The organism is Actinosynnema sp. (genome assembly GCF_052038725.1).
In genome coordinates this window covers 1-10,935 of sequence record NZ_JBQGCX010001302.1, presented here as the reverse complement: position 1 = coordinate 10,935, position 10,935 = coordinate 1, and the positions used below count along the sequence as shown (strand labels likewise).

Below are 10,935 nucleotides of genomic sequence, written 5' to 3'. Positions count from 1 at the left end.
GTAACCGCCGACCCCCGGGGTGGGGGTTGATCCCGGGGACCCCGTAACGCGTATGAGGCGGTTACCCTACTGGTTACCGCCCTCTTCCGGAGAGCGGATGACGAGACTCGAACTCGCGACCCTCACCTTGGCAAGGTGATGCGCTACCAACTGCGCTACATCCGCCTGACCACTTGCTGTCTGACAGGGAGAACTCTAGACCATGGGTCAAACCGCCCGTTCACCGGGGGTGCCCGAACCGCTCAGCAGCCGGTCTACCTCGGACAACCGCTCCTTCGACCACCGCCACTCCCACAGCGGCCGGACCTTGTCCACGACCTCGGTCGGCAGCCAGGGCGCGACCGCGTCCCTGAGCTCCCACTCGTCGAACACGTGCTCGTAGAAGCTGACCACCGCCGCGTTCGCCAGGAACTGCTCCTGGCGGAAGCACCAGTGGGCGAACCCGTAGACCCTGGTCAGCAGGTCGCGGTCGTCCTCGCGGTGCCCGTCGAGCGCCAGCTGCCACAGCTCGGTCAGGAACACGTGGCAGGACCACGACTCGCGCTCGACCACCGCGGTCAGCTCCGGCAGGAGTGACGCGGCTCTCGTTCTCCAGTCGGCCACGGGGCGGACGCTACCGCCCCGAAGTGCCCCGTGGGGGCCCTCTCTCCGGGCGACACCCCGAGCCGTGACCGGGTCGTCACCGTGCGCGCTGCACCGGAACAGCCGCATCGGTTGACCCGAACGGCCCACGACGAGCGGTCGGTCTTCGGTGTCGGGGCCACGAGGCTTCGGGGTCGCCCCACCCCGCTGTGGCATCTTGGCGATCGGAGCGCGACTCGGGCTGGAGGTGCCGGGCGGGATGGCCGACGAAGCCGATGTCGACCGGGAACTGCTCGCGAGGGTCCGCGCCGGGGACGACGCCGCGTTCGGCGAGCTGTACTCCCGGCACGCGGACGCCGTCCGCAGGTTCGCCCTCCGCCACGTCCGCGAGCACGCCGAGGCCGACGACCTCGCCGCCGAGGCGTTCTTCCGGGTGCTCCAGGCCATCCGCCGGGGCAGCGGTCCCACCGAGCACGTGCGCACCTACCTGCTGACCACCGCGCGCCGGGTCGCCTGGGAGTGGAGCGGGCGCAGGCGCGACGTGCCGGTGGAGGACGAGGAGCTGAGCAGGCGGGTCGAGCCGTTCCCCGACGCCACCGCCAGCCGGGCCGAGCACACCCTGATCTCGCGGGCGTTCACCAGCCTGCCGGAGCGGTGGCGCAGCGTGCTGTGGCAGGTCGAGGTGGAGGGCGTGCGGCCGTCCGCCGTGGCGCCCGCGTTCGGGCTCAGCCCCAACGCGATGGCGGCGCTGGCCAGGCGCGCCCGCGAGGGGCTGCGGGCCGCGTACCTCCAGGCGCACCTGGCCGACGACCGGGGGCCGCGCGCGTGCCACTCGGTGGTGGCCAAGCTGGGCACGTACACGGCGGGCGGGGTGCAGGGCGCGGAGCAGGCGCGCATCCGCAAGCACCTGCGGACCTGCTCGTCCTGCAACGCGCTGCACGCCGAGCTGGCCGAGGTCTGCTCGACGCTGCGCGCCCACGCGGGCCTGCTCGCCGCGCCCGCGCTGCTGTCGCTGGCGTTCGCGCCGCAGGTCGCCGCCCCGGTGGCGGGCAAGGTGAAGCTGGCGCTGACCGCGGCCTCGGTGGCGGCGGTCGGGGTGTTCGGCGTGGTGGCGGGCGCGCTCGACGGCGGTCCGGGGCCCGCGCTGGTGCAGCCGGGGCCGTACGCGCTGCGCACCACGGTGGACGACCCGCCGACGCCCCGCCCGAGCGTGACGCTGACCGGGACGGCCACCAGCCTCCCGCCGACCGGGGACGGCGCCGCGCGCCCCGCGACCTCGAACCGGCCGTCGGGCGGCGGTGGGCGAGGGCCGCTCACCGGCGGTGACCGGGTCGGGCCGCCGACCGGCGCGCCCCAGACCACCCGGCAGCAGTCCGGCGAGCCGCCGTCCGGCGGTCGGCCCCCCGGCGACCCCGCGTCCCGCGAGCCGGGTTCCGGGCAGGCCGAGCCGCCGACCACCACGAGCTCGACCCCCGGCGCGCTGGAGGACCCCGGCACCACCGCGCTGAGCACGCCGGACGACCCGGACCAGCCGGGCAAGGAGGACCCCGAGCCGCCCGGCACGACCACCACCGGTCAGGAGCCCGACCCGGAGCCCGGCCCGTCGGTGCTCCAGAGCCCGGAACAGGCGGTCACGCCGACCACGGTCACCCTGCACCCCCGGACGGTCTACCCGGTGGGCTGAACGGCCGCCGTTGATCACAGCGCGCCACCGGCGGCGGGCGCAGGGTTCACCCCAGTGGCTCACGTCCCTAGGGGTACCGTTGAAGCACGCTGAGTGATCGCTCGACGTCTGAGGAGACGGTTGATGACGCGGCTGGTGCGCGGTGCGGACGGCCGGATGTGGACGGTTCGCAGCCAGGTCGAGTGGCGCAACCCCGCCGCCGACGCCGACTTCGAGCACGACGTGAGCGGCGGTCAGGGCCCCGGTGTGCTGATGCTCGCCATCGTGGCCGCCATGGGCGTGCTGCTCGTGGCGTGGACCCCGGAGCAGGTCGTCGTCCCGGCGTGGCTCGGCCTCGCGCTGGTGATGATGTTCCTGTTCTTCCCGGTCCGCTGGGCGATCCGCAGGCCGCACCTGGTGGTCGCCGAGTCCAAGGCGACCGGCGACGACCTGCCGCCCGAGCGCTGGGTGGGCCACGTGCGCGGCGTGCTGAACGTGCGCGACGAGGTCGGCAACATCGCCAGGAAGATCGAGATGTACTCGCTCCCGGACATCGACGGTCCGCTGCAGCCGGTCGACTGACCCGGGGGCGCGGCCCCTCCCAGGCGGGTGATCGCGAGCGCCGAACGTCCCGCCCGCGGTGTCGGAGCCGGTTCGCCCGACCAACGACACGCCCGGAATGCGTTGCCCGCCAATGGAACCGGTGATCGACCCGACCGACCCGCAACCGGAAAACCGCAGGCCGGGCGGTGATTCCCGGCGCCCGAGCCCGATCGTCCCACGATGATCGGGGTGAGACCCCTTGCCTGGAGCACGCCGACCCCACAGCATGGACGGCGTGCGCGATCTCCTGACCGAGCGGGCGGTGCTCGGCGTCATCGCCACCCTGGCCGTCCTGGGGCTGTTCGTGATGCTCTGCCGGGCGCGCAGGGTGAGCACCTCGGTCGAGGACGCCGTGATGGACATGCTCCACCGCATGTCGAAGGCGTCGGCCGACCTGCGGGAGGGCCTGACGGCGGAGGCGGCGGACAAGGCCACCCCGCACCTGCGGGAGATGCTGCGCTGCGTCGCGGTCGGCATCACCGACAGCACCGGCAGCGTGCTGTCCTGGGACGGTGGCGCGGCGGACCACTACGAGCTGATGCGCGAGCACATAGAGCAGGCGATCCGCGAGGTGCACAAGGAGCACGTCGAGCACCGCAAGCTCGACTGCGACCTGTCCGGGCCGTGCCCCATGCACAGCGCCGTGATCGTGCCGCTGATCGTGGAGTCCGAGGTCGCGGGCACGCTGATCGTGGTCAGCGGGGTGCCGAACAAGCGGCAGATCCGGATGGCGGAGGAGACCGCGCGGTTCGTCTCCACGCAGCTGGAGCTGGAGGTGCTGCAGAAGTCCCGGCAGGCGCTCGCGCAGGCCGAGGTCCGGGCGCTGCGGGCGCAGATCTCGCCGCACTTCGTCTACAACGCGCTCAACACCATCTCGTCGCTGATCCGCACCGACCCGGTGTACGCGCGGGAGCTGCTGCAGGAGTTCGCGGAGTTCACCCGCTACTCGTTCCGCACCGACGGCTTCTTCACGACGCTGTCGGACGAGCTGACCAACATCCACCGGTACCTGACCATCGAGCAGGCCCGGTACGGGGCGCGGCTGGAGGTTCGGCTGCGCATCGCGCCCGAGGTGCTCCAGGTCGTGCTGCCGTTCCTGTGCCTGCAACCGCTGGTGGAGAACGCGGTCCGGCACGGGCTGGCCAAGAAGCCCGGCGGCGGGATGCTCACGATCACCGCCGAGGACAACGGGGCCGAGGCGCTGATCAGCGTCGAGGACGACGGCGTCGGCATGGACCCGGAGCGGTTGTTCGAGGACCTGAAGGACGCGCACCAGACCGGGGCGCACGTCGGGCTGGGCAACATCAACCACCGGATGCGGGCGGTGTTCGGCGACGACTACGCGCTGGTCGTGGAGACCGCGCCGGAGGCCGGGATGAAGATCATCCTCAAGGTCCCCAAGTACCGGCAGGGCGTCCGGCCCAACCTGACCCTGGTGGCCCCGCGCGTGGAGGAGACCGGGGAGCAGGCCGTGCTGCGCGCGTGAGGCGCTAGCGCGCGGCGACGGCCAGCGCGGTCACCAGCATCACCCCGCACACCGCCCAGGTGATCCACATCCAGTAGACGTGCATCGCGCTGGGGCCGTCCGCGTTCTTCCGGCCACGCTCGTCCCACCACTCGACGTAGCGCTCCAGCCAGCGGATCGGGTTGAACGTCACCAGCCGATGCTAGCGCCGGAACGTCAGTAGGCTCGGGACCATGAGCGTGACCGACAAGATCGCTTCGCGACTCCCGAAGATCGTCGGCGACCGGGTCGACCGCAGCCCGGTCGTCGCCGCGGTCCGGCTGCACGGGGTCATCACCCCGAACCCCGGACCGGTCGCCGCGCGCGGCAGCCTGAACGCCCAGTCCGTCGAGTCCGCGCTGACCCGCGCCTTCGAGCACGAGCGGCTGGTCGCCGTGGCGCTGCTGGTGAACTCGCCCGGCGGCGCCCCGACCCAGTCCGCGCTGATCGCCGACCGGATCCGCGAGCTGGCCGCGAAGCGCCGGGTGCCCGTGCTGGCGTTCTGCGAGGACGTCGCGGCCTCCGGCGGCTACTGGCTGGCCTGCGCCGCCGACGAGATCCACGCGCACCCCACCTCGCTGGTCGGCTCCATCGGCGTCGTCAGCTCCGGGTTCGGGCTCACCGGGCTGATGGAGCGCTTCGGCGTCGAGCGCCGGGTGCACAGCGCGGGCGAGAGCAAGGTGCGGCTCGACCCGTTCCAGCCGGAGAAGGCCGAGGACGTGGCCTGGCTGGAAGCCCTCCAGTCCGAGCTGCACGGGCAGTTCAAGGCGTGGGTCACCGAGCGCAGGGGGCGCAGGCTGGCCGCCGACGCGCCCGACCTGTTCACCGGCGAGGTCTGGACCGGGGCCAGGGCGCTGGAGCTCGGGCTGGTCGACGGGCTGGGCACGCTGCGCGGCGTCATCGGCAAGCGCTACCCCGACGCCGAGATCGCCATCGCCGAGCCCCGCAGGAACCTGCTCAGCAGGCTCGGCGTCGGCAACGCGGCGTCCACACGATCGGGTGACTTCGTGACGCAGGCGCTGGCGAGCCTGGAGGAGCGCGCGCGCTGGTCCCGATTCGGCTTGTGAACCCCTCGTCGGCGTGACGCGGGCCCGGCGCGCGGTCCCCGGCGTGGACACGACCCCACCCTGATCGGCAAGATGCGCGGCACAGTGAGTACGCCAATGAGCTCCGGCCTCCTCGTCCTGGCGGTGGACGACGAGGCGCCAGGTCTGGACGAGATCAAGTTCCTGCTGGAGAGCAGCCCGCACATCCGCCGCGTGCTGACCGCGTTCGACGCGGCGGAGGCGCTGCGCATCCTCAGGGGCGACTACGACACCGAGGTGATGGAGCGCCAGGAGGCGGGCCAGCCCCCGGTGGACGCGGTGTTCGCCGACATCAACATGCCCGGTCTGAGCGGCACCGACCTGGCCCGCGTGCTCGGCGCCTTCCGCGCGCCGCCCGCGCTGGTGTTCGTCACCGGCGTCGAGCACTCCGAGGCCGTGGTGGCGTTCGACGTCGGCGCGGTCGACTTCGTGACCAAGCCGATCAACAGCGACCGGGTCAACAAGGCCATCGCGCGCGTGGTCGACCGGGTCAACTCGGTGTCGGCGGCTGCCGCCGCGCCGGAGCCGAACGCCGCCGACTCCCAGGACGACGAGGTCATCCCGGTCGAGCTCGGTGGAACGATCAAGCTCGTGCCGAGGGCCAGCGTCCGCTACGTCGAGGCCCAGGGCGACTACGCTCGGCTGCACACCAACGACGGCCAGAGCCACCTCGTGCGCATCCCGCTGGCCCAGCTGGAGGAGCGCTGGGAGAACGCGGGGTTCGTGCGCATCCACCGCTCCTTCCTGGTCGCGCTGCCGCTGGTGACCGAGCTGCGGATGACGTCCAACGGCTACGCGGTGGTCATCGGCAGCGGTGAGGGGGCGAAGGAGCTGCCGGTGAGCCGCAGGCACACCAGGGACCTGAAGGAGCGGATCGTGCGCCCGCCGAAGGGCAACTGGGGATGAGCGAGCAGCCCGGACCGCCTGCGGAGCAGCCCGCGCCCGGCGAGCCCGCGCCCGCGCAGGGCCGCAAGCCCCGGCGCAGGCGCGTCGTGCTGGCCGACCCCAAGGGCCGGGGCCGGGTGCTGCGCACGATCATCGAACTGGAGGAGCAGACCAGCGTCGGCGAGAAGCTGGTCCGCGACCTGATCAGGCAGCAGCTGCGCACCGCGTTCGTGCTCGGCGGCGGGACGCTGCTGGCCGTCGCGCTGCTGCCGCTGCTGTTCTACCTGGTCGACCTGTCCGAGGTGCAGCTGTTCGGGGTGCGCCTGCCGTGGCTGCTGCTCGGGCTGGTGCCGTTCCCGCTGTTCTACCTGGTCGGGCTGCTCAGCCGCAGGCAGGCCGAGCGGCACGAGCGCGACTTCGTCAGCATGGTCGACCGCTGAGCCATGGTGCAGAACCTGTGGAGCCTGAGCCTGGTCGCCGTGGTCGCGGTGGTCACGTTCCTGCTGGGCTACGTGGGTTCCCGCCGGGCCAACACCACCCCGGACTTCCTGGTCGCCCGGCGCGCGGTGCCCGCCACCCGCAACGCGGCGGCGATCTCCGGCGAGTACCTGTCGGCGGCCTCGTTCCTCGGCGTCGCCGGGCTGATCCTCAAGGACGGCGTCGACGCGCTCTGGTACCCGATCGGCTTCACCGCGGGCTACCTGGCGATGATGCTGTTCGTCGCCGCGCCGCTGCGCCGCTCGGGCGCGTACACCCTGCCCGACTTCGCCGAGGCGCGGCTCGGGTCGCGCAAGCTCCGGCACTTCTGCACGTTCTTCGTGGTGTGCATCGGGGTGCTGTACCTGGTGCCGCAGCTGCAGAGCGCCGGGCTGACGCTGAACACGATCACCGGGCTGCCCGCGTGGCTGGGCGGCGTGCTGGTGACGCTGATCGTGGTGGCCAACGTGCTCGGCGGCGGGATGCGGGCGATCACGCTGGTCCAGGCGTTCCAGTACTGGGGCAAGCTGTTCGCCATCTCGGCGCCGACGTTCGTGCTGTTCGCGGTGTTCCTGGCCGGGCCGGGCAACAGCGCGCAGTCCGTGGACGCCGAGGGCGTGCTGCTGTTCCACGAGCCGGTCACCGTGACCACCGTCGACCCGGTGCGGCTGGAGGTGACCTCGCTGACCAAGCTGCACGTGGTCGGCGAGGTGGACGGGGCGCGCGCGGACGGGCCCGCGTACTGGGGGCCGGACGCGGGGGGCGCGCCGAAGGTGTACTCGGTGGCCAAGGGCACCGAGCTGCGGTTCACGGCGGGCTCGCCGGTGCCGGTGGTGGAGGGCGCGCCGAGCGCGAACGACGTGTGGCTGCGCCCGCAGACCGACGGGCTGGGCGGGCTGTTCGAGACCTACTCGCTGATCTTCGCGACGTTCCTGGGCACGATGGGGCTGCCGCACGTGCTGGTGCGGTTCTACACGAACCCGGACGGGAAGGCGGCGCGGCGCACGGCGCTGCACGTGCTGTACCTGCTGGGGCTGTTCTACGTCTTCCCGACCGTGCTCGGGGTGATCTCCCGGCTGTACCTGCCGCAGCTGCTGGTGACCGGCAAGACCGACGCGGCGGTGCTGCTGCTGCCGCACACGGTGCTGCCGGGGGTGCTCGGGCAGATCCTGGGCGCGGTGGTGGCGGCGGGCGCGTTCGCGGCGTTCCTGTCCACCTCGTCCGGGCTGGTGGTGAGCGTGGCCGGGGTGGTGTCCACGGACATCCTGCGCGGCAAGGTGCGGGACTTCCGGTGGGCGACGGTGCTGACCGGCGCGGTCGCGATCGGGCTCGCGCTGCTGCTGCCGCGCAGCGACGCCTCGCTGACCGTGGCGATGTCGTTCGCGCTGGCCGCGTCGACGTTCTGCCCGCTGCTGCTGCTGGGCATCTGGTGGCGCGGGCTGACCTGGGTCGGCGCGGTGGCCGGGCTGGTCGTCGGCGGCGGGCTGGTGATCCTGTCGCAGGTGGTGACGGCGGTGAGCAAGGCGACGGGGGACTGGGCGCCCGCGCTGCTGGCGCAGCCCGCGCTGGTGACGGTGCCGATCGCGTTCCTGACCATGGTCTGGATCAGCAAGCTGACCGAGCCGAGCAAGCCCGCGGACGTGAACCAGGTGCTGCTGCGGCTGCACGCGCCCGACCGGCTGGGGTTCATGCGCGACCGGGGGGCGCGGTTCGCGTCCGGCGGCGCGCGCAGGGCGGGCGAGGGGCAGCACCGGGGCGCGGCCGGGGCGGGGGGCTGAGCGGGCGGACGAGGGGTGCGGGACGTGCGCTGGTCGGCCAATCGGCAGCGCCAACCGGGTGGTGGGGTTCACACCGTCCGGTGAACGGTGATGTTGCTCACCGCGTTATCCCTTCGTCTCACTTTCCCTACCGCTCGTCGCATCACTCGACAGTTGGGCGCAATAGCACGTTCAGGGACTACCCGGAGTGACCTACGTCTCTTTACGGTCCTCGGCGTACCAGAACGCACCAGGAGGACTTACGTGCCGTTCATGCCGCCGACATCGTCGCCGAGTACGCGAGGAGGGGACCTGTGAGCACCACCGAGGACTCCGCCGGGCCCACCCCCGGTTCCCCCGACAGCACCGACTGGGTGGCGGTGCAGTCCAGCCCCGAGTTCACCGAGCTGCGCCGCAGGCTGCGGACGTTCGTCTTCCCCATGGCGGGCCTGTTCCTGACCTGGTACGTACTCTACGTGCTGCTGGCGGACTACGCGCACGGGTTCATGTCGACCAAGCTGGTCGGGAACGTCAACGTGGGCCTGGTGCTCGGGCTCCTCCAGTTCGCGTCCACGTTTGTGATCACCGCGCTGTACGTGCGGCACGCGAACCGGAACCTCGACCCGACCGCCGAGAAGATCCGGCACGAGCTCGAAGGGGGCGACGCGTGAACACCAACGCCGTCCTGAACATCGGCATCTTCGGGCTCTTCGTCGCGGCGACCCTGGTCGTGGTCATCCGGGCCAGCCGCAACACCAAGACCGCGGCGGACTACCTGGCGGCGGGCCGCGCGTTCACCGGCCCGCAGAACGGCATCGCCATCGCGGGCGACTACCTGTCCGCCGCGTCGTTCCTGGGCATCGCGGGCGCGATCGCGGTCTACGGGTACGACGGGTTCCTGTACTCCATCGGCTTCCTGGTGGCCTGGCTGGTGGCGCTGCTGCTGGTCGCGGAGCTGCTGCGCAACACCGGCAAGTACACGATGGGCGACGTGCTGAGCTTCCGGATGCGCCAGCGCCCGGTCCGCGCGGCGGCGGCCACGTCGACCATGGTCGTGTCGTTCTTCTACCTGCTGGCGCAGATGGCGGGCGCGGGCGGCCTGGTGGCGCTGCTGCTCGGCATCACCGGCAAGGGCGGCCAGGCGATCGTGATCGCGGTGGTCGGCGCGCTGATGATCGCGTACGTGCTGATCGGCGGCATGAAGGGCACCACCTGGGTGCAGATCATCAAGGCCGTGCTGCTGATCGTCGGCGCGGGCGTGATGACCGTCTGGGTGCTGGCGAAGTACGGGTTCAACCTGTCCACGCTGCTCGGCGCGGCGGTCGACAACGCGCCGAAGGCGGGGGAGAAGCTGCTCGGGCCGGGCCTGCAGTACGGGGCCACCGGCACGACGAAGCTGGACTTCCTCTCGCTCGGCCTCGCGCTGGTGCTCGGCACCGCGGGCCTGCCGCACATCCTGATGCGCTTCTACACGGTGCCCACCGCGAAGGAGGCGCGCAGGTCGGTCGTGTGGGCGATCTGGCTGATCGGCCTGTTCTACCTGTTCACCCTGGTCCTGGGCTACGGCGCGGCGGCCCTGGTCGGCCCCGACAAGATCAACGCGGCGCCGGGCAAGGCGAACTCGGCGGCCCCGCTGCTGGCCGAGGCGATCGGCGGCCCGCTGCTGCTGGGCCTGATCGCGGCGGTCGCGTTCGCGACGATCCTCGCGGTCGTCGCCGGGTTGACCATCACCGCGTCGGCGTCGTTCGCGCACGACATCTACGCCAACGTGATCAAGAAGGGGCAGGTGGAGGACAAGGACGCGGAGGTGAAGGTGGCGCGGCGGACGGCCATCGTCATCGGCGTCGTGTCCATCCTCGGCGGCATCGCGGCGAACGGCCAGAACGTGGCGTTCCTGGTGGCGCTGGCGTTCGCGGTCGCGGCGTCGGCGAACCTGCCGACGATCCTGTACTCGCTGTTCTGGAAGCGCTTCAACACGGCGGGCGCCCTGTGGAGCATCTACGGCGGCCTGTCGGTGACCCTGGTGCTGATCGTCCTGTCGCCCGCGGTCTCCGGCAAGCCGACCTCGATGTTCCCGACGATGGACTTCGACCTGTTCCCCCTGTCGAACCCCGGCATCGTCTCCATCCCGCTCGCGTTCGTGCTCGGCATCGTCGGCACGTTCGCGGGCAGGCCGGAGGCCGACCACGACGCGAAGCAGGCCGAGATGGAGGTGCGGTCGTTCACGGGCGCGAACGCGGCGAAGGCGAGCGACCACTGATGCGCTGACCGCCCACGGTTCCGAGGTGCGCTTGCTGCACCGAGGTGCGGTTGCAACCGCACCTGAACGCAGCAACCGCACCTCGGAACGCCGCACGTGCATCGCGTAGCGTCGGAGCC

The 10,935-nt window shown here is 71.9% G+C and carries 11 protein-coding genes and 1 tRNA gene; 9 read left to right on the top strand and 3 right to left on the bottom strand.

All coding sequences use genetic code 11. The features are described 5' to 3' along the window. Positions 1-92: 92 nt before the first annotated feature. Positions 93-165: transfer RNA gene (locus ACTUAL_RS27525), tRNA-Gly, on the bottom strand. A 42-nt stretch (positions 166-207) separates the two neighbouring features. After that, on the bottom strand, positions 208-603 hold the full coding sequence (locus tag ACTUAL_RS27520) for a DUF7674 family protein (protein WP_096490970.1): 396 nt from the start codon (positions 601-603) through the stop codon (positions 208-210). A gap of 238 nt (positions 604-841) precedes the next feature. On the opposite strand from ACTUAL_RS27520, the gene ACTUAL_RS27515 reads away from it, so the two are divergent. The 3 genes from ACTUAL_RS27515 (at position 842) to ACTUAL_RS27505 (ending at position 4,334) form a co-directional block, all read left to right on the top strand. Further along, positions 842-2,266 carry a sigma-70 family RNA polymerase sigma factor gene (locus tag ACTUAL_RS27515; RefSeq protein WP_440902278.1) on the top strand — a complete coding sequence of 475 codons (1,425 nt, stop codon included), beginning with the start codon at positions 842-844 and terminating at the stop codon, positions 2,264-2,266. 123 nt (positions 2,267-2,389) lie between these two features. Then, positions 2,390-2,827 (top strand): DUF983 domain-containing protein, encoded by a 438-nt coding sequence (locus tag ACTUAL_RS27510; RefSeq protein WP_096490972.1) that lies wholly within the window; start codon positions 2,390-2,392, stop codon positions 2,825-2,827. Between the two features lie 247 nt (positions 2,828-3,074). Next, on the top strand, positions 3,075-4,334 hold the full coding sequence (locus ACTUAL_RS27505) for a sensor histidine kinase (protein WP_177154589.1): 1,260 nt from the start codon (positions 3,075-3,077) through the stop codon (positions 4,332-4,334). A gap of 4 nt (positions 4,335-4,338) precedes the next feature. Here ACTUAL_RS27505 and ACTUAL_RS27500 read toward each other — a convergent pair whose 3' ends face one another. Continuing rightward, a complete protein-coding gene (locus ACTUAL_RS27500; protein WP_012782702.1) occupies positions 4,339-4,506 on the bottom strand; it encodes a hypothetical protein in 168 nt (55 codons plus the stop codon). Positions 4,507-4,546: 40 nt separating this feature from the next. Here ACTUAL_RS27500 and ACTUAL_RS27495 point away from each other — a divergent pair, with 40 nt between their 5' ends. From ACTUAL_RS27495 to ACTUAL_RS27470, 6 genes are all read left to right on the top strand, one after another. After that, entirely contained in the window at positions 4,547-5,419 is an 873-nt protein-coding gene (locus ACTUAL_RS27495; RefSeq protein ID WP_096490974.1) for a S49 family peptidase, read from the top strand. Between the two features lie 96 nt (positions 5,420-5,515). Beyond that, a complete protein-coding gene (locus ACTUAL_RS27490) occupies positions 5,516-6,343 on the top strand; it encodes a LytR/AlgR family response regulator transcription factor (protein WP_096490975.1) in 828 nt (275 codons plus the stop codon). Next, positions 6,340-6,762, top strand: coding sequence for a hypothetical protein (locus ACTUAL_RS27485; protein WP_096490976.1), 423 nt, complete (start codon positions 6,340-6,342; stop codon positions 6,760-6,762). Before ACTUAL_RS27490 ends, ACTUAL_RS27485 begins: the two co-directional genes overlap by 4 nt. Positions 6,763-6,765: 3 nt before the next feature. Further along, complete coding sequence (locus tag ACTUAL_RS27480) at positions 6,766-8,577, top strand: sodium/solute symporter (protein ID WP_440902277.1); 1,812 nt, start codon at positions 6,766-6,768, stop codon at positions 8,575-8,577. Positions 8,578-8,870: 293 nt separating this feature from the next. After that, positions 8,871-9,227 (top strand): DUF485 domain-containing protein, encoded by a 357-nt coding sequence (locus ACTUAL_RS27475; RefSeq protein WP_440902276.1) that lies wholly within the window; start codon positions 8,871-8,873, stop codon positions 9,225-9,227. Further along, complete coding sequence (locus ACTUAL_RS27470; protein ID WP_440902275.1) at positions 9,224-10,816, top strand: solute symporter family protein; 1,593 nt, start codon at positions 9,224-9,226, stop codon at positions 10,814-10,816. The genes ACTUAL_RS27475 and ACTUAL_RS27470 overlap by 4 nt, the downstream gene beginning before the upstream one ends. Positions 10,817-10,935 lie beyond the last annotated feature (119 nt).